Here is a 23704-nt window from a genome sequence, read left to right on the forward strand (position 1 = left end):
CCGTTCTTGACGGTGACGACCCCGCGCCGGAGTGTGTCGTCGCCGACGGCCGCGAAGGCCGCTAGCGGAGGACGATCATGGAGCTCGACTGGCTCGAAGACTTCCTCGCGCTGGTCGAGCATCAGCATTTCGGGCGCGCGGCCGAGGCGCGTAACGTTTCGCAACCGGCGTTCAGCCGCCGCATCCGGCTTCTGGAGACCTGGCTGGGCGCGCCGCTGTTCAATCGCGACACCCATCGCGTCGCTCTGACCCCGGCGGGAGAGCAATGGCGGCCCAACGCCGAGGATTTGCTGCGCCGGCTCTATCTGGGACGCGAGCAGACCCGGGCGATCGCCGAGGGCTCGACCACCACCCTGCGCTTCGCCTCAACCCACGCCCTGTCGGTCACCTTCTTCCCGCGTTGGCTGGAGGAGATCGAGGCCGAGCACCCGCTGGGCTCCACGGTCAGCCTGGTCACCGACAACATGGCCGGCTGCGAGCGGATGATGCTGCAGGGCCAGGCCCAATTCCTCCTGTGCCACCACCACCCCTCGACGCCGGTGTCCTTCAAGCCGAACTACTTCGTCTCGATCGACCTGGGGACTGACACCCTGATTCCGGTCAGCGCCCCGGCTCTGGACGATCCGGGCCGGCCCCGTTTCGTGCTGCCGGGCGACCTGGGCGCGCCGGCGCCCTACCTGGCCTTCAGCGACGTCTCCGGGATGGGCCGCATCCTGGCCTCGACCCACGCGCTGGCGGGACCCTCGGTGTGGTTGAAGCCCGTCTTCACCGCCCATGTGGCTACGGTGCTAGCGGAGATGGCCCGGGCCGGACGCGGCGTGGCCTGGATGCCGATGAGCTTGATCGCCCGCGACCTGGAACTGGGCGTGCTGGTGCGGGCCGGCGATGAGCTGTGGGACATCCCCATCGACATCCGCCTCTATCGCCCCCGCGCCCGCCAGACCGCGGCGGCCGAAGCCTTCTGGACCCTGCTGAAGGCCCGCGCCGAGGCCGGTTCGGCCGAGTTGAGCTGAGCTCTGGAAAAGACGCCGGGCGCACCGAGGGTGACGGCGCGCCCGGGTGAGTTCAGCACGAGGTAGTCCAACACTGTCTCGAGGAGACGCCCTGGACGTTACCCGGGAAGCTCAAACCGAACGACGGCCTGGGGCACATGGTTCGATGCCCGTCTTCGATCAAGCGACCACCGGGATCGCGCCCGTCAGCATGGCGACGCCCAGCACCAGCAGGCAGATCAGCACCGCCCATTTCAGCGCGAACCTCTGGGCGTCGGCGACGTCGACCCCCAGCAGGCCGCAGGCCAGATAGATGGGCGCCAGCAGCGGGCTCATCGAGTGGACTGGCTGGCCGATCAGCGAGGCGCGGGCGATGGCGGCCGGCTCGATGCCGAACCCGGCGGCGGCGTTGGCGATCACCGGCACCACCCCGAAATAGTAGGCGTCGTTGGACATCACGAAGGTCAGGGGCATGCTGATCAGGGCGGTGATCGGCGCCAGGAGCGGGCCGATCTGCGGCGGAATGACCGCCAGGGCGGCGTTGGCCATGGCGTTAGACATGCCCGCGCCATTGAGGATTCCGGTGAAGGCGCCGGCCGCGAACAACAGGACCACGACGTTGACGACATTGTCGGCGTGGGCGGCCAGCCGGGCCTTCTGGTCCGAGATCCTGGGGTAGTTGACGGTCGCGGCCACCGCGAACGCGCCCATCATCAACACCGGCAGCGGCGCCAAGCCCAGGATCATGCCCAGGATCAGGCCGACGGTCAGAACCAGGTTGAACCAGAACAACTTCGGACGACGGATGGCGGCGCGCTCGGCGTCGAGGGCGAGCGGCAAGGCCGTGATCGGCGCGCCTCGTTCGGCGGTCGTGACCACGCCGGCGAACGACAGGCGCTTGCGCTCTGACCTTCCGAACAGCCAGGCCAGCCCCAGAACGCCCAGCAGGCCCACGCCCATGGCCGGGAGCAACGGTCCCACCACATCGGCCAGGTCGACGTGGACGGCGGCGGCGGCGCGGGCCGAGGGCCCGCCCCAGGGTACGTAGTTCATCAGCGAATTGGACAGGCCCAGCAGGGTCGCCAGGATCAGCGGGTTCATCCCCACCCGGCGATACACCGGCAGGAAGGCGGTGATCACGATCAGCGCCGTGGTCGTACCGTCGCCGTCGATCGAGACCAACATGGCCAGGATTGCCGTCCCCAAGCTGATCCGCATCGGATCCTCGCCGACGATCGCCAGCACCTTGTTGACCAGCGGGTCGAACAGGCCCGCATCCATCATGATGGCGAAGTACAGCACCGCGAACGACAGCATCAGGGCGGTCGGCGCGACCTGCCCTACCCCCTTGAGGATCATCTCGCCGAGATTGGGGCCCGCGCCGGCCAGCAGTCCGAACACGATCGGCACGACCAGAAGCGCGGCGATCGCCGACATGCGCTTGGTCATGATCAGGATCATGAAGGTGAGCACCATCGCCAGACCAAGGACGGCCGGTTGAAGCAGCAGGTCGATCACGAGGCGATCTCCGGGCCGGCCAGTGGCCGCCTTTTCAGGTGAGTTGAGGTCAAGGCCCGGCCGAAGTCTTGCGTGTTCGACGGGGGAGCGGTGTAAGGAAGGAAGAACGGGCCGGACTTGAACCGGCCTTGGGAGACACGGAAAGCATGGCGACCAAACCGGCAGGCCAAAGCCCAGACCTGAGCACGCCCATGGCCGACCCGCCGCAGACCGAGCCGGCGACCCACACCGTGCTGATGCGCCTGCGCGAAATGATCGTCACGGGGCAGATCCCGCCCGAAACCCGGCTTCGGGCCGAAGGCCTGGCGACGGAGCTGGCTGTGTCGCGCACCCCCATCCGCAGCGCCCTGGCCGTGCTGTCGGCCGAGGGTCTGGTCGATTACGGGATCAATCGGGGCTACACGGTCCGCGCCGTCACCATCGGCGACGTGTTCGACTCGATCGAGGTCCGGGCCGGTCTCGAGGGTCAGGCCGCGCGGATGTCGGTGGAGCTGGGCTGGGAAGCCTCGGCGCTGGACCGGCTGGCCGAATTGGTCCGCCAGGGCCGCGCCATCCTCGATCGGGGCGAATGGTCGGAGAAGGCCGAGATCGACTGGTACGAGCTCAACCACGCCTTCCACCGCTCGATCCATCACGCGTCGCAGAACAAGGTGCTGCGCAACGCCATCCGGATGACCCTGATCTATCCGGTGTTCGGCGACCCGGCGCGGCTGTGCCCCAGCGTGGCGGCGGCTGTTCCATTGCGCCTGAGGCAGGTCGCGACGACCACGCCGGAACACCTGCTGTCGTCGCAGGGTGACCACGAACGGCTGCTCGACGCCATCCGACGCGAGGACAGCGCCGAGGCGGGCCGCATCATGACCGACCATGTCCTCGCTACGAAACGCCGTCTTCATGCAATCGCCACCCGCCGCTGATCGATCATCAGTCTCTGACACCCAGCCTTAACGACATCCAAGAATGTTCGCAATTGCATCCATTATTGGGCAAGCTGGAGCAAAGACGCGCGGGCGGCAGTTTTTAGTGTTCCGGCCCCGCTTTCCGAGCGGATGGGCCAGCTCGGACATCGTCAGGCGTCGACCCGGCGCCCACGCATCGTTTCATCCGAATTCCGCATTGGCCCTGCTCTCCGCCCCTGCCTAACCAGCCGGGGTCTCGTCCGAGGGTGTTTCCATGAACCAAGCGCGCCACTACCGCATCGCCGTCATTCCGGGTGACGGGATCGGCAAGGAAGTCGTCCCCGAGGGGCTGCGGGTGCTGGAGGCTGTCGCGGCGCGCTACGGCTGCACCTTCGCGTTCGACCATTTCGATTTCGCGTCGTGCGACTACTACCTCAAGCACGGACAGATGATGCCGGACGACTGGAAGGCCCGGATCGGCGGCCATGACGCAATCTTCTTCGGCGCCGTCGGCTGGCCCGAGACCGTGCCGGACCACGTGTCGCTATGGGGCTCGCTGATACAGTTCCGCCGCGAGTTCGACCAGTACGTCAACCTGCGGCCGGTCAGGCTGATGCCGGGCGTTCCCAGCCCGCTGGCCAACCGCGCGCCCGGCGATATCGACTTCTACGTCGTGCGTGAAAACACCGAAGGCGAGTATTCATCGATCGGCGGCCGGATTTTTCCCGGCACGCCGCGCGAGATCGTGATGCAGGAAACGGTGATGACGCGGGTCGGCGTCGATCGCATCCTGAAGTTCGCCTTCGACCTGGCCCAGCGCCGCGAGAAGAAGCACCTGACCTCGGCGACCAAGTCCAACGGCATCGCCATCACCATGCCCTACTGGGACGAGCGGGTCGAAGCCATGGCGCCGTCCTATCCCGACGTGCGCTGGGACAAGTACCATATCGACATCCTGACGGCGCACTTCGTGCAGCATCCCGACTGGTTCGACGTCGTGGTGGCCTCCAACCTGTTCGGTGACATCCTGTCGGACCTGGGTCCGGCCTGCACCGGCACCATCGGCATCGCGCCGGCCGGCAACATCAACCCCGAGCGAGCCTTCCCCTCGCTGTTCGAACCGGTGCACGGCAGCGCCCCCGACATCGCCGGCCAGGGCGTCGCCAATCCCGTGGGCCAGATCTGGTCGGCCGCCCTGATGTTGGACCACTTGGGAGAGCGCCAGGCGGCGGCCGCCGTCATCGCCGCGATCGAAACCGTGCTGGCTCAGCCCGACCTTAGGACGCGCGACCTAGGCGGTCCGCTGTCCACGCAAGCCTGTGGCCAAGCCATCGCCGCGGCGCTGGTCTGAGCTAGGCCATCCAACAGCGCGCCCCTGTTCGGAACCGGGCCGAACCGCTCACCAAACTCACGGGCGATCCCAAAAGCCGCAGAGGATGAGGACGATCAAGCCTTTCCCGACAAGGCTTGCAGCACAGCGGTCGAGGTGATCGGGATGTGCCTCAGGCGCACACCGACCGCGCGGAAGATGGCGTTGGCGATGGCCGGCGCGACCACCGTCGTCGCCGGTTCGCCCAGGCCGACGGGGACCTCGACGCTGTCGACGAACTGGATGTCCAGCTCCGGCGTGTCGGAAATGCGCAGCGGCGTGTAGGTGTCGAGGTTCAGGTCCTTGACCTGGCCGCTCACGAATTCCGTTCCGTCGTGCAGGGCCATGCTCAGACCCCACAACGCCGCGCCCTCGGTCTGGGCGCGGGCGCCGTCCGGATCGACGATGGTCCCGGCGTCGGTGACCAGCGTCAGCTTCTGCACCGTGACCACGCCGCTGGTGCGATCCACGTGGACCCGCGCGACGCACGCCACCCAGGTGGGCATGTCGCGTTCCTGGCCAAAGCTGGTGGCCAGGCCCAAGGCGGTGTCCTTGGGCAAGGGTTGGCCCCAGCCGGCCGCTTGGGCCGCGCGGCGCACCACCTCGGCCTGGCGCTTGGCGCCGCCTACGGTGCTGGCGTCGCCGCCGGCGTTGGCCCCCTCCCCGGTCAACAGCTTCAGCCGCAGGGCCACGGGGTCGGCTTTCAGGTGGTGAGCCGCCTCGTCGATGAAGCTTTCGCCGGCCCAGTTGGTCCAGCCAGGTCCTACCGACCGCAGCCAGCCGGGACGGAAGGTTTCATTGGCCAGATCGTTGTTGATGGCCCGCACCTTGTGGGCGCCGACTTCGTACCAGTGATCGGCGCCGGAGATGGCGAAGGGATCGTAGGCCACGCCGTTCTTGCCCTTGGGCATAAGGGCCGGCGCGTTGGCCAAGGTCGGCCAGCCGGCGGCGGCGTGGTGCTCCTGGGCTAGGATGTTCCCCGCGCCGTCGAAGGCCATGCGCACGGTCTGGACCGAGGGCGAACGCACGGAGTCGAAGCGAACGTCGTCCTCGCGGGTCAGCACCATCTTGACCGGCTTGCCCAGCGCCTTGGCCGCCAAGGCGGCGGGCACGGCGTAGTCGCCGTTCAACCGGCGCCCGAAGCCGCCGCCCAGCATATAGGTGCGCATGACGATACGGGTTTCGGGAAGATCCAGCGCCTTGGCCAAGGTGGGAAGGATCAGGCTCTGCCACTGGTTGCCGGTGTGGATCTCCATCACCCCGTCCTTCTCGAAGGCCAGGGCGTTCAGCGGTTCGAGCTGGAAGTGCAGGACGGTGGCGGCGGTATAGGTCTGCTCCAGCACCGACTTGGCGGCCTTGAAGGCCGGAGCGGTGTCGGCGGTCTTGTTCTCCAGCAGCGCGCCGACGTCAGGTTTGGCGATCAGGCGGGCGGCATGGTCCTGGAGGTCTTTCTCCGAGACGGTCGCGCCTGGGCCGGTGCTCCAGCTGACCTTGACCAGGTCGGCGGCGCGGATCGCGGCCGGATAACTTTCGGCGATCACCATCACCCAGCCGGGGACGGTGTCGGACGGGTCATCCAACGCCACGCAACGCAGGTAGCCCTTGATCTTCTTCGCGGCGCTGTCGTTGACCGACAGCACCTTGGCGCCGTGACGGGTGGGCGGCAGCTTGGGCCGCGCGAACACCATGCCCGGAACCTTGGCGTCGATGCCGTAGATCGCCGTGCCGTTGATCTTGGCGGCGATGTCCAGGGCCTTGCCCGGCTTGCCGATCAGCTTGCGCTCGGCCGCCGGCTTGATCGGCAGCTTGACCAGTTCTTCGGGCGTGAATTGGCGCGCCACGCCGCCGCGCTTGACGATGTCGCCGTACGAGATCGAGCGGCCGCCCACATGGACGACGCCGCCCTTGGCCGTTCCACCGGCCGGCGGGACGTTCAGCAGCTTGGCCCCGGCCTCGACCAGGGCGATGCGTCCGGCCGCCCCGGCCTGGCTGAAGATCGGGAAGGTCTGCCACACCGACCAGCTGCCGCCGGTGACCATCAGGCCCCACTTGGGATCGGTGTCGACGTGGACGATGCGGACCTTTTCCCAGGCCACATCCAGTTCGTCGGCCAGGATGCGGGCCAGGGCGGTGCCGACATGCTGGCCCATCTCGGCGCGGATGATGTTGACGGTGACGATCCCGTCGCCGTCGATGGCGAACCACAGGGTCGGCTCAAACCGGGGTCCCGTCGCCGGAATTGGCGCGCCGCCGGGCACGGCCGGATCCATCGCCGCCTCGACCATGGCCGAAAAGCCGAAAGCCAGACCTGCGCCGGTCGAGGCGACCAGGAAGTTGCGGCGTGACAGCAGGCTGCCTGGTTCGCCCTTCGGCGGAAGGCGGCTCACGACTTGCCTCCCATCGCGGCGGCGGCCTGCTTGATGGCCGCACGGATGCGGACATAGGTCATGCACCGGCAGAGGTTGCCGCTCATGATCGCGTCGATGTCCTGGTCGGTGGGTGCGGGGAAATCCTTGAGCATGGCGGCGGCCTGCATGATCTGGCCCGACTGGCAGTAACCGCACTGCGGAGTCTGCAGATCCAGCCACGCTTGCTGTACGGGATGCTGACCGGCCGGATCCAACCCTTCGATCGTGGTCACCTCGGCTCCGTCGACCGCGCTGACCGGGGTGATGCAAGAGCGCGTCGCCCGCCCGCCGACGTGGACGGTGCAGGCCCCGCACATGCCGATGCCGCAGCCGAACTTGGTGCCCGTCAAGCCAATGTCGTCGCGTATCACCCACAGCAGAGGCGTATCCTCGTCGACGTCGATGGAGACGGCCCTGCCGTTGATCGTGAACTGGGTCATGGCTGGCTCACTTTCCCTGGGCGCGGATCACCGCGACCTTCTTCTCGAGATCCGGCCAGGCGGGTTTGTCGGTGCGGGTGGCGCGCAGATAGGCGGCCAGTTTGGCGACGTCGGCGTCGCTGAAGCGGTTGAAGCTGGGCATCACCACACCCGGCGCGCCGTCCCGAGCGCCGACCCCGTACAGCACCACCCGGATCAGGTTGGTCGGGTCGTCCAGGTTGACGGCGCTGTTGAGAGCCAGATCCGGCCGCAACGGATTGGGCTGGCCCGCGCCGTTATAGTGGCACGACGCGCAGGCCGCCGTGTAAAGCCGCGCCGACGGATCGTTCTGAGGTCCGACGTTCAGGTGGTCGGCCGCGGCGGCGCGCTCCAGGGCCGGCGCCAAGGTTCCAGCCCGGCCCGCCGCGCCGTCGATATCGGAGAAATAGACCGCCAGGGCCTGGATGTCGGCGTCGGGCAGCTTGATGAGCCCGTCGTGGACCACCGGCGCCATCGGCCCAGCGGTGACGCCGTGATAGCGGCTGACGCCTGTGCGCAGATAGGCGGTCAGTTCGGCCTGATCCCAGGGCGCGGGGGAAGGATTGGCGGCGGTCAGCGGCGGAGCGACCCAGTTGTCGATCAGCGCGCCGGCGAAGGCCTTGTCGCGCTTCTCCGCCCCCAGGGCGTTGCGCGGCGTGTGGCAGGCGCCGCAGTGGCTGACTCCCTGGGCCAGATAGGCGCCGCGGTTCCATTCGGCGCTCTTGGCCTTGTCGGGTTCGAAGCGGCCCGGCTTGAAGAACAGCAGCTTCCAGCCGGCCTGCAGCGCGCGGATGTTCAGCGGGAACGGAACGCCGTTGCGCTTGGCCGGGGCCGCCACCGCCGGCCGGGTCATCATGTAGGCGTAGAGGGCCGAAACGTCGGCGTCCGACAGCTTGGTGAAGTGGTCATAGGGGAAGGCCGGAAACAGGTGCGCGCCGTTGCGAGCAACGCCCTGGTGCATCGCCCGGCGGAACGCCGGTTCCGACCAGGTTCCAATCCCGGTCTTGGGATCGGGGGTGATGTTGGTCGAATAGATCGTGCCGAAGCTGGTCTGCATCGGATAGCCGCCGGCGAACGGCTGGCCGCCTTTGGTGGTATGGCAGGTCGAGCAATAGCCGGCTCCGGCCAGCACCTCGCCTCGCGCGACCCGTTCCGGCGAGAAGCTGGAGGGCGCGGGCGGCGCGATCTTGCCGATCGCCGGTCGCCAGGCGAAGACGCCGAAACCGACCAACCCCACAACCGCCAAGGCCAGCAGTCCGACAAGGATACGCTTCAGCACGAGAGGCCCTCCTGGCGGTCCCGCGCGGACGCGCAAAGCTCATCCGCCACAAGGCCAGCCGCGGAGAGCTTGAGAGCAAACCCTGCCCCAAGCAAGGCATCCGGACTTTATGCGAGACGTTTGCAGCACGAACATCCAAAACGCACCGGGAAGCCCACCCTCTATGAGCCAGTTTTCCAATGCGGACCCAGACCTCGAGCCACACAACAGCGTCGCCATCGATCCCCCTGAAGGGATCCAGGCGCGGGCATGAGTGTCTGGTCGAGGTGTCAGACAGCGAGTTGATCGCGTAAAGCCGGAACCAACAGCGCGCACAGCGCTGCCGCGCGAGGGTGCTCATCATGCAGTTTGGTGCGATGGAACAACATGAGCTTGCGCTTGATCTGCGGCTGTACGAGCGGCACCAGCCGCACCCGATCCGTGTCGAGGCCGCGAGTGTAGAGCCTGGGCAGGACACCGACCGCCAGGCCGCTGCCGGCCAGGCCCAGCAATGAACTGACCTGGTCAACCTTGTAGCGCGTCGAGAGGGTCAGGTTGTTCTGGCGCATCGCCGCCGCGCTGAGCTCCCCAATGCTGCCGCCGACGAAGTGAACGATCTCGCTGCCCTCCAACGCGCTCCAGGGAAGCGTGCTTGAGGCCGAAAGCGGGTGGTCCTTGGGCGCCACCAGCAACATTTCATCCTCGGCGATCAGGGTGGCTTCGAGCCCGTCTTCGGTGCGCCCAAGGACCCCGACGACAATGTCGAGCGCGCCGCTGCGCAAACTTCCAAACAGGGTGTCGTTCTTGCCGTCGCTGAGGTGGAAACTCACGTCGTCGCAGCGGCCGCTCAGCTGCGCCACCACCGCGGCCGCTGCGGGCACCACCGACGGGATGGCGCCGATCCGGATCACAGCCTTGCCGCGCGCGGCCACGTCGCTCATGTCGACGAACGCGTTGTCGGCGGTCTTGAGCAGACGCAGGGCGTGCGGCAGGAAGGCGGCCCCCGCGTCGGTCAGGGAGACATGGTGGGTGCTGCGCTCGAACAGCCGCACGCCCAGATGTTCCTCGATCTGGCGGATGCCGGCGCTCAGGGCGGGCTGGGACACGATCATCCGCTCGGCCGCGCGACTGAAGTTGCCGGTGTCGGCCAAAGCGCTGAAGAAGCGCAGTTGCCGCAACGATATGGCCTGTGTGCGAGCCGCTGGCCGTGGTGCGGGCGCGGTGAGGGTTTCTGACATGGCGGCCTTTAGGGCATGGAAGCGGGCCGACATCTGGTTATAAGCAGACCCTATAAGCAGATAACTACAAAGAGTTTCCAATTCTAAGGGGGCGTCATAACCTCGTAACAATCGCGCACCGATGGAATAGTTTAAATAAGCAGCAGAATTGCCGCAGCACGTGCGAAACAAGCACGCACTTTGAGCAAATCTACTTGCTGGCGTAGGCAACCATAAGAAGAAACGCCTGGGGAGGCTGTCGGCGGGCGCGCCAACCAATACGGGGGTTCTTCATGTCTGCCATCGGCTATCGGCCCGAGCGCGCCGCGACCGCTCACGCTCTTTGCACCAGGACGTCGCTGCTGGGGATCGCCTCCACCGCCGTGCTGGTCGCACTGTCGTGCGGAAGCGCTTCCCACGCCCAGGACAACGCGGCCAGCGCCGAGGTCGAGGCGGTCGTGGTCACTGGATCGCGCATCAAGAGCCCCGACGCCACCAGCGTCAGCCCGATCAGCACCGTCACCAGCAAGCAGATCGCCCAGCGCGGCGTCGTCCGCGTCGAGGACCTGATCAACACCCTGCCCCAGGCCTTCGCAGACCAGGGCAGCGGCAATCGCGGCGGCACGGTCGGCGCCAGCGGCACCGCCACCATCAACCTGCGCAACCTCGGCAATCAGCGGACCTTGGTGCTGATCGACGGCAAGCGCCTGATGCAGGGCGATCCAGCCCGCTCGGCGGCCCAGGCGGCCGACATCAACAACATCCCCGCCGCCCTGATCCAGCAGATCGACGTGGTGACCGGCGGCGCCTCGGCCGTCTACGGTTCGGACGCCCTGGCCGGCGTCGTCAACTTCATGCTCAAGCGCGACTTCGAGGGCGTGCAGTTAGACGTGCAGGGCGGCCTGTACATGCACAAAAACCACAGCGCGATCGTCTCGGCCGCGATCGCGGCGGGCCAGACGCCGGCGGTCGGCCGCGAACTCGACGGCGGCCAGCAGAGCTATTCGATCACCGCCGGCAAGAACTTCGCCGAGGGTCGTGGCAACATCACTGCCTTCGCCAGCTACAAGGAAATCGCCGGCGTCGGCACCAAGGACCGCGACTTCTCGACCTGCAACCTGTCGGCCACCGCGACCGGCTACGCCTGCTCGCTGTCCAGCGCCACCTATCCGGTCCAGTTCCAGCTGACCAATCCGACCACCGGCGCGACGCGCGGCAGCTACGCCCTGGACAGCACGACCGGCAACACGCTGCGCACCTACCGCACCTCGGACGGCTTCAACAACGGCAACACCTACGACCTGCAGTCCCCCGACAAGCGCTACAACCTCGACCTGTTCGGCCACTACGCCCTATCGAGCAAGGCTGACGTCTACGGCGAGTTCATGTTCATGCGCGACGAGGCCGACATCAAGCTGTCGCCCACCGCCGTGTTCACGGTGTCCGAACGCATCAACTGCAACAACCCGCTGATGTCGGCCCAGGAAAAGAACCTGATCTGCACCTCGGTCGGCCTGACCGACGCCCAGAGCGCCAATGTCATCGTCTCTCAGCGCAACGCCTTGGGCGGCTCGCGTCACGACTACACCAACCACACTTCGTATCGCGGCGTGGCCGGCGTTCGCGGCGACCTCAGCTCTGACTGGCGCTACGACGTCTACGCCCAGTACGGCCGCACCGACTACACCTCGCGCCTGACCGGCGACTATTCTCTGGCCAAGTTCGCCAAGGCCCTGCGCGCGGTGAACAGCGGCGGCCAGATCGTCTGCGAGTCCGTGGCCAACGGGACCGACCCCTCCTGCGTGCCGATCAACCTGTTCCAGATCGGCGCCATCTCCCCCGCGGCGCTGAACTACGTGCAGAACGTCGTCTATCGGAAGGGCTACACCGAGGAGAAGATCCTCAGCGGCGCGCTGACCGGCAGCCTGCCTATCACCAGCCCGCTGGCCAACTATCCGATCGGCGTGGCCATCGGCGCGGAGTATCGCGACGAGAAGATCAGCTTCCAGCCCGACAGCTACTACAGCAGCCGCGACGTGGCCGGCAATTCGGGCGGCGAATACCCGATCGACGGCTCGTTCAACGTCAAGGAAGTCTACGGCGAAGTCCGCGTGCCGCTGGTCGAGAACAAGCCGTTCTTCAAGAGCCTGTCGGTCGAAGGCGGCGTGCGCTATTCCGACTACAGCACCGCGGGCGACACCTGGGCCTACAAGGCCGGCGGCGAGTGGGCGCCGATCAGCGACATCCGCTTGCGCGGCAGCTTCCAGCGCGCCGTGCGGGCTCCCAACCTGGTCGAACTGTTCGGCCCGCAACGCGTCGTGACGGCGGCGATCACCGATCCTTGCGAAGGCGCGACGCCCAAGGCGAGCGCCGCCCAGTGCGCCCTGTCGGGCGTGACGGCCACGCAGTACGGCTCGATCGCTCCAGCGGCGGGCCAGCAGTCGGGCGCCATGGTCGGCGGCAACCCGGACCTGGATCCGGAAACCTCGAACACCAAGTCGTTCGGCCTGCAACTGCTGCCCCGCTTCGTGCAAGGCCTGAGCCTGTCGGTCGACTATTTCGATATCGACGTGAAGAAGCTGATCACCACGGTCCCGGCCGGCATCGAGCTGAACCAGTGTCTCAACGCCGGCATCGCCTGCGAGCTGATCAAGCGCAGCCCGACGACCGGCTCGCTGGTGACCAGCGGCTATGTCGTCACCACCAGCGTCAACGCCGGCTACCTGAAGACCTCGGGCCTGGATTTCTCGGCCAACTATACGCATGGCCTGCCCGAGCTGTTCGGCCGGGACATGGGCCGACTGGGTCTGAATTTCGCGGGCACCAAGACCAACAAGTATGAGGTCCAGATCCTGCCCGGTCTGGTTCCCTACCGATGCGACGGTCGTTTCGGCGTGACTTGCGGCCAGCCGATCCCCGAATGGCGTCACCGCCTGGTCGCCGACTGGACCTCGCGCGGCGGCGTCAACCTGTCCACCACCTGGCGCTACATCGGCGGGACGAAGAACGACAAGTCCAGTTCGTCCATCTATCTGGCTGGAGCCTACCAGCCCTACGATCTGAAGATGCCCAGCGTCAGCTACATCGACTTCGCCGCCTCCATGGACGTGGCCGAAAAGGTCACGGTCCGGGTCGGCGTCAACAACGCCTTCGACAAGGACCCGCCGCTGACCGCCAGCACGGGCGGCCAGACCTCCAACGGGGCCTTCTTCGCGGGGATGTACGACTCGCTGGGCCGCTACATGTTCGTCGGCGCCACCGCGCGCTTCTAATCGAGACGCGGGAGGGGCGGCTTCCCTCCCGTACAGGCCAAGGACCCTTTCATGCTGCTTCGCACCAAAGCCCCTCATTGGCGCCCTGCGGCCCTTGGCCTGTCGGCGCTGCTCGCGAGCTGCATGCTCGCGGGCGGCGCTTTCGCCCAGACCGCTGCGGCCGCCCCCGCGCCGCAGCCCAAGGTCAGCATCTTCTTCGACAACGACTTCCTGGGTCCGGGTCAGAGCAACATCCAGTCGCTGATCCCGCTGCTGCGCGATGATCGGGTAAAGTTGCTGGGCGTGGGCGTCGTCACCGGCGACGCCTGGATGACCGAAGAGACCGCCCACGCTCTGCGGTTTCTGGAGATCGCCAAGCGTCCCGACGTTCCGATCCATCGCGGCGCCCGCATGCCGCTGATGCGCACCCAGGCCGAAATGGCCAACTGGGAAGCGCGCTATGGCAAGGTGCCGTTCAAGGGCGCCTGGAGCACACCGCGCCCGGGCCGCACCTATCATCCGCAGGATCCCGACCTGATCCCGCCGATGCCCGAGGGCGCGCCGACGATCAAGGCGTCCAGCGAGGACGCCGTCCACGCCCTGATCCGCAACGTCCGCGCCCATCCCGGCGAGGTCACCATCGTCAGCGCCGGTCCCCTGACCAACATCGCCCTGGCCCTGCGCATCGCGCCGGACATCGCCGACCTGGCCAAGGAGATCGTCATCGAGCCGGGCAAGCTGGACACCGCCGTGGCGCGGGTGACCGGCAACACCGACTATGCCACCGACTTCAACTTCCTGTTCGACCCCGAGGCCGCGCACATCGTGCTGACCGCGCCATGGAAGCGCGTCACGGTGATGGGCAACGTCACCGCCGCCGCCAAGGCGACCCAGCCGCTGGTCGATCGCATCGGCGCGGCCGGCACGCCGGTGGCGACCTACCTCAAGACCTATGCCCGCATCGGCCAGCCCCTGTGGGACGAGATCACCGTCGCCGTGGCCATCGACCGCTCGCTGGTCACCGAAGAGCTGGTGGCCCGGATGGACGTCGACACGTTGCCCGGCCCGTCCTACGGGCAACCCGTGGTCTGGAGCGCCCAGATGGCGCCCAACAGCGGCGAGCGCGAGGTGCACATCGTGCGGGCCATCGACGTCGATCGCTTCGTCGAGACCTTCGCGGCGCAGGCCTCGAAATGAACCGCTTCAAAGCCTTCCTCGACCGACGCTTCGCCCTGAGCGCGCGGGAGACCACGGTCAGCCGCGAGATGACGGCCGGCCTGACCAGCTTCCTGGCGGCCGCCTATCTGATCGTCGTGATCCCCTCGCTGCTGTCGACCGGCGGCATGGACCGGGGCGCGGCGACCACCGCGGCGATCCTGGTCATGGCGCTGGGCAGCATCGCCATGGGCGTCTACGCCAACCTTCCGTTCATCGTCGGTCCCGGCATCGGCGGCTCGGTGATCCTGGGCGTCACCCTGGCGCATCTGGAGCACGTGCCCTTCGCCACCGGCCTGGCCATCGCCATGACGTCGGGCCTGCTGTTCATGGTCCTGACTCTGACCGGCGCGCGGGAGTTGGTGGTGCGGATGATCCCGCCGCAGATCAAGCTGGGGCTGGGCGCCTCGATCGGCCTGTTCATCGCCATGCTGGGATGCCGCGACGCCGGCATGGTGGCGTTGAACATCAAGTCCAACGCCCTGACCCTGGGCGACTTCTCCCAGCCCGGCCCGGTCATCGCCCTGATCGGCCTGGCGGTCGCCGTGGCCATGCAGGCGCGCAAGATCCCCGGCGCGGTGCTGGCGGGCATCACCGTCGCCGCCCTGGCGGGCATCCCGCTAGGCCTGACCCACCTGCCCCAGAGCGGCGTGTCCCTGCCCCACGCCCTGACGCCGGTCACGCTGAAGGTCGACTTCATGGGCGCGTTCACCCTCGCCGCCCTGCCCTATGTCTTCGCCTTCTTCGCCGGTGAGTTCTTCTCGACCCTGGGCACCACCTTGGCCATCGGCGCCAAGGCCGGCCTGACCGACGACGAGGGCAACCTGCCCGGCATCGAAAAGCCGTTCCTGGTCGATTCCCTCGCCGCCACCCTGGGCCCGCTGATCGGCATCCCGGCGGGCACCGCCCTGGTGGAGTCCGCGGCCGGCGTCGAGGCCGGCGGCCGCACGGGCCTAACGCCGGTCACGGCAGCGATCCTGTTTCTCCTCACCCTGTGCCTGCTGCCGCTGGCCATGGCGATCCCCAAACAGGCCACCGCGCCGGCCCTGATCCTGATCGGCATCTCGATGCTGGGCACCATCCGCCATCTGCGCAGCGAGGCCGTCACCGACATCCTGCCCGCCATGGCCATGGTGCTGCTGACCCTGATCTCCAACAGCTTCGGCACCGGCATCGCCGGGGGTCTGCTGGTGCACGTCATCGTCCAGGTCCTGGCCGGCAAGGCGCGCGAGATCCCGATCGGCCTGCTGATCCTGTCCATCCCGCTTGGCTACTACTTCTACACCGCCGCCACGCACTGAGTTCCGGCTTCCAAGGCATCATGATCACCGACCCCACCCAGAGCATCGGCAACGTCCCAGCGTCCCCACTCGGCCGTCCGGTCGACGCGGCGCAACGCCAGTTCTTCCGCGCGCTGCCGAAGGTGGAGCTGCACTGCCATCTGCTGGGCGCCGTCCGTCGCGAGACGTTCGCGGATCTGGTCCGCGAGCGCGGCGCGCCGATCACCGAGGCCGAGATCGCCGCCTTCTACGCCCGCGGCGAAAAGCCGATCGGCGTGCTGCGCGTGCTGCGGGCGCTGGAGCAACACCTGCTGCTCCGGCCCGACGACTTCCGCCGGATCACCTACGAGTACCTGCAGGACGCGGCGGCCGAGAGCGTTCGCCATGCCGAGTTCTTCTGGAACCCGACCGCCACGATCCGCGACGCGGGCCTGGCCTATGGCGAGGTCCAGGCCGGCATCCTGGCCGGTCTGCGCGAGGCGCGGGCCGACTTCGGGATCAGCGCCCTGCTGATCCCCAGCATCGATCGCGAGGCCGAGCCCGCCCGCGCCGTCGAGATGGTCGAAATGATGCTGGCCCACCGCGATCCCAGAGTGGCGGGCGTCGGCATCGACTATCGCGAGAACGACCGGCCGCCGGAGCTGTTCCTGGAAGCCTACGCCCTGGCGCGTCGCCACGGCCTCAAGACCACGGCCCACGCCGGCGAGTTCGGCATGCCCTGGACCAATGTCGAAACCGCGGTCGATCGTCTGAAGGTCGATCGCATCGACCATGGCTACACCATCATCGACAATCCGGACCTGGCGCGGCGCTATGCCGAGCGCGGCATCGTCTTCACCGTGGTGCCGACCAACTCCTACTATCTGCGCACGCTCGACCCGGAGCGATGGGCGATCGATCATCCGATCCGCGCCATGTCGGCGCTGGGCCTGAAGCTCCACCCCAACACCGACGACCCCACCCTGCACAATGTCAGCCCCGCCGGCGCCTGGGAGCTGATGTATAGCCACCTCGGGTACGGCCTGGACGACCTGCGGGTGATGATGCTCAACGGCGTCGACGGCTGCTGGGCCGACGAGGATCAGCGCGCTCAATGGCGATCCACCTGGCCGGCGGAGTTCGATCAGCGCGCCCTCGCGGCGGGCTGGCTGCCCTCCGACGACGCCCTGTGACGCAAGCATCCGGTCTGACGGCCGACGTCATCCGCCTCAGTCGCGCGGCCGCCGTCGACATCCCGCCGGCGACGCTGGAGATGGCCAGGCTGTGCGTGCTCGACTGGTTCGGCCTGGCGCTGGCCGGGTCGCGCGAGCCGCTGTCGGCGCTGCTACGGGACTCCGCCCTGGCCGACGGCGCCCGGCCCACGGCGAGCGTCGTGGGTCACGGTCGCGCCTTCAGTCCACGGCAGGCGGCCCTGGTTAACGGCGCGGCGGGCCACGCGCTCGACTATGACGACGTCAACCTGGCCATGCGCGTGCATCCGACCACGGTGATCCTGCCCGGCCTGCTGGCCCTGGCCGAGGCTCACCGGTTGTCAGGCCGCGCGGTGCTGGAAGCCTTCGTCGCCGGCTACGAGGCGGCCGGCCTTATCGGGACCGCGCTCAGCGCCAGCCACTATGCGCGCGGCTTTCACGCCACAGGCACGATCGGCGTCTTCGGCGCCGCCGCGGCCTGCGCCCATCTGCTCGGTCTCGATGAGGCGCAAACCGCGATCGCCTACGGTCTCGCAGGCTCCCAGGCGGCGGGTCTCAAGGCGCAGTTCGGGACCATGGCCAAATCACTGCATGCGGGTCGCGCGGCCGAGGCCGGCCTGGCCTCGGCGTTGTGGGCGCGGGACGGCATGACCGCCCGCACCGACATCCTGGAACATCCACGCGGCTTCGCGGCGACCCAGACCGACGGCCCGCCCGCCGGGCGCGTGCGTTGGACTGGCTACGAACTGGACCGCAATCTCTTCAAGTTTCACGCGGCCTGTTTCGGCACGCATGGGACGCTTGAAGCGGTGGGTGAGTTGCGACGCAAGGGCGTGCGCCCGGAAGACGTCCGCGCCATTCGCCTGAAGGTCGACGCCGGCGCTGACGCCATGTGCAACATCGCCGCGCCGCGCACCGGGCTCGAAGCCAAGTTCAGTCTGCGCTTCAACGCCGCCCTGGCCCTGCACGGCGCCGACACCGCCGACAGCGGCGTCTATGCCGACGCGATCGTCCCGCGTCCCGACCTCCAGGCCACGCGCGCCCTGACCACGGTCGAGCTGGCTCCGCCAGGCTGGCCCGAGGATGTCACCGAGGTGACGATCACGACGCTCGACGGCCGCACATTCGTCCAGCGCCACGATATCAGCCTGCCGCAGGGTGACCTCGGGCGGCAAGGCGACCGCCTGCACGCCAAGTTTCTCGCCCTGGCCGCCCCCGTTGTCGGCCGCGATCAGGCCAAGGCCCTGGCCGCCTCGATCAGCCGCCTGGACCACGGCGCGGATCTGTTCGAACTGTTGAATTTGGCGGCGCCGCCAACAAGGCTGACACGCCTCGCCACCTATACGGACGACTAGGCGCCTTGGCCCAGCTGGCAGAGCGACGGTTTCCGCTTTGGGCCATGCGTCGCCCTCTGTGGATCTTGGCCGCGGGCCTGATTGCATCGGCGGCTCGCCCTACCGCCAGACGAAAAAGTGCCGGCGCCGGCCCGCGGCCTCACCGCGGACTGGCGCCGGCTTTCGCCCCTTTGCCGATCGATGGACGGCAAGGAGGCGACCGAGGATCAGGTTAGAGCTTCATTCTCGCGCCGATCTTGAAGGCGCGACCAAACGGATCGAAGTACAGTCCGTTACCGAAGAGACGAAGCTGCGAGGGCTCGTCCTTGTCGAACACGTTGTTGACGCCGCCAAAGATCTCGAACCGTTCGGCGCCGCTGGCCTCGGGGATTTTGATCCTGAACGCCAGGTCGAGATAGAAGCGCGAGGACACGTGGTTGATGTTCACGCTGTTGGGGTCGTTGATGTTGTAGCCGGCCTGGTCGGGACCGATCTTGGTCGGGTCGAGGATGCCCTTCGGGATGTAGCGGCCATGGGCGGTCACCGACCACTTCGGCCGCGAATAGGTCACGACGCCGTCCGCTCGCCAGCGCGGCACGCCCTGGATGTTCTGGACCGTGCCGGAGTTGCCGGTCACGTCGTCCAGCTGCGAGACCACCCCCGTGGCGCCGATCGTCGACAGGTCGACGACGTAGTTGCCGTTGCCCTGGAAGTCGAGATTGCCGCCGAACGCGGGAAGCCTGTAGTCGACAACGACTTCATAGCCTTCGGCGTGGAGCCGGCTGAGGTTCTGATAGGTCGTGAACACCGTGTTGATCGACCCGTTCGGATTGAACTGGATCAGGTTGCACAACAGGCTCTGTTGCTTGCAGGCATTGGCGATCGCGGTGCTGGTCAGGGAGTCGATCGCGCCGTCGACCTTGATGTCATAATAGTCGATCGCGAGGTTGAACCCGGGAACGAGGCTCGGCTTCAGCACGACGCCGGCGGTGAAGGTGTCCGCCTCCTCCAGCGCCAGGTCCGGGTTGCCGCCGGTGACCGTGAACTGCAGGGTCGTGCCACCGACGAACGGATCGGGCTGCGGCAGCTGGGTCCGGGTCGCGTTGGGGGTCGATTCCTGGGCCGAAGGCGCGCGGATGTCGCGCGAGCGGGTGACCCGGAAGGTCAGGTCCTGCACGGGGGTATAGACCGCGCCGGCCTTCCAGGTGGTGGCGTCGCCGAACGGATCGTAGTGCGTGAACCGCACCGCGCCGTCGACGTCCAGCGACTTGCCGATCGGCGAGTCCTTCAGCAACGGGACGCCGACCTCGACATAGCCCTCTGCGACCGAGGTCTTGGTGAACGGCAAGGCCGACATCGCCGGCGAGATGTACTTGTTGGCCAGGGTGTTGGCGTCGGCGTTGCCCTCCGCGGTGTCGCGACGCCATTCGGCGCCGAACGCGACATTGACCTCGCCCGCCCAGGTGTTGAACGGCGAGCCGCGCAGGTTGGCCGCCGCGCTCTGCTGCACATAGGTGCGGGTCTGGGTCGCCGTCACGTTGTAGCGGGCGTCCGCCGCCGCGCTGACGGTGGGCTCGAACAGGTTGATCGGGATGCAGCCATTGGCCGGGTTGGTCAGGGTCGTTCGGCAAATGATCGTGCCGGCGGCGATGCCCGCGAGGCCGGAGGGGGCGACCACCGCGTCAACGGCGTCGTTCCATTCCTTGAGACGAAGCCGCTTGTCCACGACGTCGCTCTCGACGCGGCCGTAGGTGTACGAGGCGTCCCACTTCCAGCCGCCGCCGAAGTCGCCCTTGAGCCCAAAGGCGCCGCGATAGAGATTGTTCGTACTCGTCCCGATGGTCGACGCGCCGAGGGACCAGGCGCCGTGATTGACCAGCAGCCTCGTGATCGCCGGGTCGGCCGCCAGCACGGCGGCGCGCGTGGCGGCCGAGATGTAGGGGTTGTTGATGTCGAGGTTCGCCGGACCGTCCAGCGGCGGGGTCGATTGGGTCGGCCCGCCCACGACCCTGGCGTACATGAAGTCGCCGGACAGCGAGATCTTGTCGCTCAGGTCATAGTCGCCATGGATCATGGCCGAGAAATGCTTATCGGGGACCACCAGCGGGGCCGGGGCCTGGCCGATCAGAAAGGGCTGGGTCGGGTCGCCGTTCGGCAGCCGCTGGAACAAGCCGCTCAAGGGGTCGCCGAAGGTGTAGGGGACCAGGTTGCCGCTCGCGTTGAACTGCTTGCCCCGCAAGGCCGCCGGCAGCGAGGTGGCGCCCGTGTTGAGCACCTGCTGTCCCAGCGTGATCGTGCCGCCGCTGCCGTTGGGCTTCTGAGCGCCCGTCAGGATGCCGTTCTCGTTGTAGACGAACATGACATCGTCCAGCACCAGCGTGGCCGGCAGGCCGTTGGTGCTGGTCCTGGTGGCGGTGTTGTAGCCCGGATTGGGCACGTAGTTGGTGTACTTGGCGCACCAGTCGCGTGTCTCGCACTGGCCCAGGCCGTCCTCCTTCAGATATTCGAAGCCGGCGACGAAGTGCCCTCGCCCCGCCGCGAAATCACGCCCGTGGGCCGCCGCGGCATAGTAGCTCCTGCCATCGCCCTCATCGGTGACTCCCGTCGACACCTCGGCCTTGGTTCCGTTGAACTTGGTGTCGAGGAGCAGGTTCACCACGCCGGCGACGGCGTCGGCGCCATAGGCCGCCGAGGCGCCGCCGGTCACGACTTCGGCGCGTTGCACCAGGATCGTGGGAATGCCGTTGACGTCGATGGTTCCGTTGTCGGCGCTGGTGACGAAGCGGCGGCCGTCGACCAGGGTCAGGGTGCGCGTGGCGCCCAGGCCGCGAAGGTCCAGCGTCCGGGCGCTGATGGCGCTCGAGACCCGGAAGTTGCTGGTCGCCGGCGAGCTGATCGGGCGAAAGGACGGGATCTGGTTGAGCGCATCGGCGACATTGCTGATGGCCAGCTGCTGCAGGCGCTCGCCGCCGACGACGTTCACGGGGGTTGGGGCGTCATAGCCTGAACGCCCGAGGCGCGACCCCGTGACGATGACCTCTTCGACTATCGAGGCTTCCACGCCGGACGGGGCCGTGGCGGCGGGTTGATCCTGTGCGACGGCCGGCGCGGCGCTCATAGCCCAGGCCAAGGCGAGCGTGGCGCTGGATGCGTGGAGCACGAGCAAAAGACTATTCTTAGTCATTTTTGGTTTCCCCCTTTATTGAAAACATCACACCGCCGAGTACGGATGATATTTCCGCCGTTCTATTTCTAGCGATATTTCGCTTTAGTCTTATATGATGTGTAGAGAGGCAAATTTACCGACCTCATCGCTCCTTCGGCATCGGATATTCGTCGGCGTTCGCCACCACGCCTTCGCGTAGAGAAAAGTCGAGACGCGGCGGCGCGAACACGTCGATCAGTCGACCAGGCTGGTCGCCGATATTGCGGCTGGTGTGGACGACCGTCGGCGGGATCACGAGCACCGAGGGACTGGCCATCTCGACATGCTCGTCCTCGCGCCAGGTCGCCATGTCCGAGGTCCAGGGATAGCGGAGGTGATGGACGTAGACGCCGCCGATCGCCAGCGAGCCCTGCTCGAAATCGGTGTGCGAATGCGGCGTGAGCTTCGCGGTGTCGCGCGGCGTCTCGCGCGGCGTCATCACGTTCAGCATCAGGTTGGTCGAGCGGAAGACACGCATGTTGGTTCCCTCGCGCACGTGATCGGCCAAGGCGTAGGTGCGCAGGCGATAGCCGCCGACAGGCTCCGGCCAGGGATTCAGGGGCGCGACATCGGCCGGATGGTCGCGATAGGCCCCCGCGTTGGAGGCGCGGACGGCCAGGTCGCTCGCACGGCTCGAGAAGACGCGCACGATCTCGCCGTCGCCCGCCAGGGTGACGCTGCTGGCGCCCGGCGGCACGATCGTCAGGCTGTCGGGAGCCACCTCGATCGTCTCGCCGCCGGCGACGACCGTGGCGCCGACCTTGTCGGTGATGATCATGTACTCGTCGGGATTGTCCGCGCGCGCGAGGGTCGTGCCCGCCGGCGCGATGCTGACCGCCGTCACGAAGTTCGCGCCGCGCGCGATCCAGGTCTCGGCGCCGGTATCGACGTCGATCAGCGGCGCCTCCTTGTAGTGCCATCCGCCCGAGGCCGGGCGCGCCGAAGTGCTCATGCCGCGTCTCCCTCACGACGGATCGGCTGCGCGACGGCGGCGGCGATCTCTTTGGCGCCCTGCCGCAGGATCGACTGATCCGAGCCGACGATGAACCAGTTGGCGCCCAGCGGCGCGAAGCTGGCCGCCTCCGCCATCGATCCGACGAACATCCCGACCAGCTTACCGGCCGCGACGCCCGCGGCGATGATCCGCCGGGTGGCGGCGACGACCGCCGGCGCGGCGACGCTGGTCTCGCCCATCGACAGGGACAGATCAGAACGACCGATGAACACGCCGTCGATTCCCGGCGTCGCGGCGATCGCTTCGCAGGCCTCGACCGCCGCGACGCTCTCGATCTGGCAGAGCACGAGCGCCTGGTCGCCGCGCTTCAGAGCTTCGTCGCGGCCTAGCGCGCCGTAGCCGGCATAGCGCGGGCCTCCCGAATAGCCACGCTCGCCGATGGCGAAGCGGGTGTTGCGCACGATCTCGGCGGCCTGCTCGACGGAGTCCACGTGGGGCACGAGCACGCCGGCCGCGCCGATGTCGAGCGTCGACAGCAGGGTCGAATGGCGGTCGTCGGGCACGCGCACCAGCACCGGCAGATTCGCGGCGCGGCCCGCCATCACCATCAGATCGATCGTCGCGCGATCGAACGGCGCATGTTCGGCGTCGACCACCGCGAAATCGAGCCCGGCGGCGCCGAGCACCTCGATGACCTGCGGCGAGGCGGTCTTGACGAAGGTTCCGGCCTGGATCGTCATGCCGGCAGGCCCAGCAGGTTCGCCGCATTGCCGCCGACCAGCCGGCGGATCGTCGTGTCGTCGAAGCCCAGCTCGATGCACAGCTTGATGACGGCGCGGAAGCCGGTGACGGGCGTGGGATTGCTGACCTGACCAAGGTCCGAGCCGAGGATCGTCTGCTGCGTGCCGCCGGCCTCGATCATCGCCTTCAGATCGTCGCCCGACCATTTCTTGAAGCGCGACTCGTCGATGAACATGCACAGTGAGTGTTCGACAAAGGCGCCGCCATTGGTCAGGTCCGTGATGTCCTCGAGCGTTGCATCGATCGTGTAGGTCGGGTGCTGCACCAGCCGGCGCTTGACGCCACGTTTCTCCGCCTCCTCGAACAGCGGCCAGATCTCCGAGATGTGGAGGTGGCCGGCGGAAAGCACGGCGT

The 23704-nt window shown here is 67.5% G+C and carries 17 protein-coding genes; 8 read left to right on the top strand and 9 right to left on the bottom strand.

Annotated features, from left to right (window positions below; genetic code table 11):
- Nucleotides 1–77: 77 nt before the first annotated feature.
- Nucleotides 78–1013 carry a LysR family transcriptional regulator gene (locus tag WAL33_RS11740; RefSeq protein WP_422181606.1) on the top strand — a complete coding sequence of 312 codons (936 nt, stop codon included), beginning with the start codon at nt 78–80 and terminating at the stop codon, nt 1011–1013.
- 159 nt (nt 1014–1172) lie between these two features.
- Here WAL33_RS11740 and WAL33_RS11745 read toward each other — a convergent pair whose 3' ends face one another.
- On the bottom strand, nt 1173–2510 hold the full coding sequence (locus WAL33_RS11745) for a CitMHS family transporter (protein ID WP_422181608.1): 1338 nt from the start codon (nt 2508–2510) through the stop codon (nt 1173–1175).
- Nucleotides 2511–2656: 146 nt separating this feature from the next.
- Between WAL33_RS11745 and WAL33_RS11750 the strand changes: the two genes are divergently transcribed.
- Together WAL33_RS11750 and WAL33_RS11755 are read left to right on the top strand one after the other, a co-directional pair.
- Nucleotides 2657–3427: a GntR family transcriptional regulator gene (locus WAL33_RS11750; protein ID WP_422181610.1), complete on the top strand. Its 771-nt coding sequence runs from the start codon at nt 2657–2659 to the stop codon at nt 3425–3427.
- A 256-nt stretch (nt 3428–3683) separates the two neighbouring features.
- On the top strand, nt 3684–4760 hold the full coding sequence (locus tag WAL33_RS11755; RefSeq protein WP_422181612.1) for a tartrate dehydrogenase: 1077 nt from the start codon (nt 3684–3686) through the stop codon (nt 4758–4760).
- Nucleotides 4761–4855: 95 nt separating this feature from the next.
- Here the strand turns inward: WAL33_RS11755 and WAL33_RS11760 are convergent, their stop codons facing one another.
- From WAL33_RS11760 to WAL33_RS11775, 4 genes are all read right to left on the bottom strand, one after another.
- A complete protein-coding gene (locus WAL33_RS11760) occupies nt 4856–7165 on the bottom strand; it encodes a molybdopterin cofactor-binding domain-containing protein (protein WP_422181614.1) in 2310 nt (769 codons plus the stop codon).
- Nucleotides 7162–7626, bottom strand: a complete 465-nt coding sequence (locus tag WAL33_RS11765) for a (2Fe-2S)-binding protein (RefSeq protein ID WP_422181616.1) — start codon at nt 7624–7626, stop codon at nt 7162–7164. The genes WAL33_RS11760 and WAL33_RS11765 overlap by 4 nt, the downstream gene beginning before the upstream one ends.
- Before the next feature lie 7 nt (nt 7627–7633).
- Nucleotides 7634–8923: a c-type cytochrome gene (locus tag WAL33_RS11770; protein ID WP_422181618.1), complete on the bottom strand. Its 1290-nt coding sequence runs from the start codon at nt 8921–8923 to the stop codon at nt 7634–7636.
- Nucleotides 8924–9192: 269 nt separating this feature from the next.
- Nucleotides 9193–10140, bottom strand: coding sequence for a LysR family transcriptional regulator (locus WAL33_RS11775; RefSeq protein WP_422181620.1), 948 nt, complete (start codon nt 10138–10140; stop codon nt 9193–9195).
- A gap of 272 nt (nt 10141–10412) precedes the next feature.
- Here WAL33_RS11775 and WAL33_RS11780 point away from each other — a divergent pair, with 272 nt between their 5' ends.
- Genes WAL33_RS11780 through WAL33_RS11800 form a run of 5 tightly spaced genes read left to right on the top strand, consistent with a single transcriptional unit; the run spans nt 10413 to nt 18410 of the window.
- On the top strand, nt 10413–13391 hold the full coding sequence (locus tag WAL33_RS11780; protein ID WP_422181622.1) for a TonB-dependent receptor domain-containing protein: 2979 nt from the start codon (nt 10413–10415) through the stop codon (nt 13389–13391).
- A 51-nt stretch (nt 13392–13442) separates the two neighbouring features.
- Nucleotides 13443–14567: a nucleoside hydrolase gene (locus tag WAL33_RS11785; protein ID WP_422181624.1), complete on the top strand. Its 1125-nt coding sequence runs from the start codon at nt 13443–13445 to the stop codon at nt 14565–14567.
- The gene (locus WAL33_RS11790) at nt 14564–15886 is read left to right on the top strand and encodes an NCS2 family permease (protein WP_422181626.1); all 1323 of its coding nucleotides are present in this window, start codon (nt 14564–14566) and stop codon (nt 15884–15886) included. Before WAL33_RS11785 ends, WAL33_RS11790 begins: the two co-directional genes overlap by 4 nt.
- A 20-nt stretch (nt 15887–15906) precedes the next feature.
- A complete protein-coding gene (locus WAL33_RS11795; protein WP_422181628.1) occupies nt 15907–17037 on the top strand; it encodes an adenosine deaminase family protein in 1131 nt (376 codons plus the stop codon).
- Nucleotides 17034–18410 (top strand): MmgE/PrpD family protein, encoded by a 1377-nt coding sequence (locus WAL33_RS11800; protein ID WP_422181630.1) that lies wholly within the window; start codon nt 17034–17036, stop codon nt 18408–18410. The genes WAL33_RS11795 and WAL33_RS11800 overlap by 4 nt, the downstream gene beginning before the upstream one ends.
- A 211-nt stretch (nt 18411–18621) precedes the next feature.
- On the opposite strand, the gene WAL33_RS11805 is transcribed toward WAL33_RS11800, so the two are convergent.
- From WAL33_RS11805 to WAL33_RS11820, 4 genes are all read right to left on the bottom strand, one after another.
- Nucleotides 18622–21549 carry a TonB-dependent receptor plug domain-containing protein gene (locus WAL33_RS11805; protein ID WP_422181632.1) on the bottom strand — a complete coding sequence of 976 codons (2928 nt, stop codon included), beginning with the start codon at nt 21547–21549 and terminating at the stop codon, nt 18622–18624.
- Between the two features lie 148 nt (nt 21550–21697).
- Nucleotides 21698–22546 (bottom strand): hypothetical protein, encoded by an 849-nt coding sequence (locus tag WAL33_RS11810; RefSeq protein WP_422181634.1) that lies wholly within the window; start codon nt 22544–22546, stop codon nt 21698–21700.
- Nucleotides 22543–23289, bottom strand: coding sequence for an HpcH/HpaI aldolase family protein (locus WAL33_RS11815; protein WP_422181636.1), 747 nt, complete (start codon nt 23287–23289; stop codon nt 22543–22545). The genes WAL33_RS11810 and WAL33_RS11815 overlap by 4 nt, the downstream gene beginning before the upstream one ends.
- On the bottom strand, nt 23286–23704 hold a 419-nt coding region (locus WAL33_RS11820; protein WP_422181638.1), incomplete at its 5' end, for a DUF6282 family protein. The genes WAL33_RS11820 and WAL33_RS11815, both read right to left, overlap by 4 nt.

The organism is Caulobacter sp., assembly GCF_049283275.1.
GTDB lineage: Bacteria > Pseudomonadota > Alphaproteobacteria > Caulobacterales > Caulobacteraceae > Caulobacter.

Bases quoted from the DNA above. Each gene is read 5' to 3' on its own strand.
- WAL33_RS11740 (WP_422181606.1), top strand. From the start codon at position 78: ATGGAGCTCGACTGGCTCGAAGACTTCCTCGCGCTGGTCGAGCATCAG.
- WAL33_RS11750 (WP_422181610.1), top strand. From the start codon at position 2,657: ATGGCGACCAAACCGGCAGGCCAAAGCCCAGACCTGAGCACGCCCATG.
- WAL33_RS11755 (WP_422181612.1), top strand. From the start codon at position 3,684: ATGAACCAAGCGCGCCACTACCGCATCGCCGTCATTCCGGGTGACGGG.
- WAL33_RS11765 (WP_422181616.1), bottom strand. From the start codon at position 7,626: ATGACCCAGTTCACGATCAACGGCAGGGCCGTCTCCATCGACGTCGAC.
- WAL33_RS11775 (WP_422181620.1), bottom strand. From the start codon at position 10,140: ATGTCAGAAACCCTCACCGCGCCCGCACCACGGCCAGCGGCTCGCACA.
- WAL33_RS11780 (WP_422181622.1), top strand. From the start codon at position 10,413: ATGTCTGCCATCGGCTATCGGCCCGAGCGCGCCGCGACCGCTCACGCT.
- WAL33_RS11785 (WP_422181624.1), top strand. From the start codon at position 13,443: ATGCTGCTTCGCACCAAAGCCCCTCATTGGCGCCCTGCGGCCCTTGGC.
- WAL33_RS11790 (WP_422181626.1), top strand. From the start codon at position 14,564: ATGAACCGCTTCAAAGCCTTCCTCGACCGACGCTTCGCCCTGAGCGCG.
- WAL33_RS11795 (WP_422181628.1), top strand. From the start codon at position 15,907: ATGATCACCGACCCCACCCAGAGCATCGGCAACGTCCCAGCGTCCCCA.
- WAL33_RS11810 (WP_422181634.1), bottom strand. From the start codon at position 22,546: ATGAGCACTTCGGCGCGCCCGGCCTCGGGCGGATGGCACTACAAGGAG.
- WAL33_RS11815 (WP_422181636.1), bottom strand. From the start codon at position 23,289: ATGACGATCCAGGCCGGAACCTTCGTCAAGACCGCCTCGCCGCAGGTC.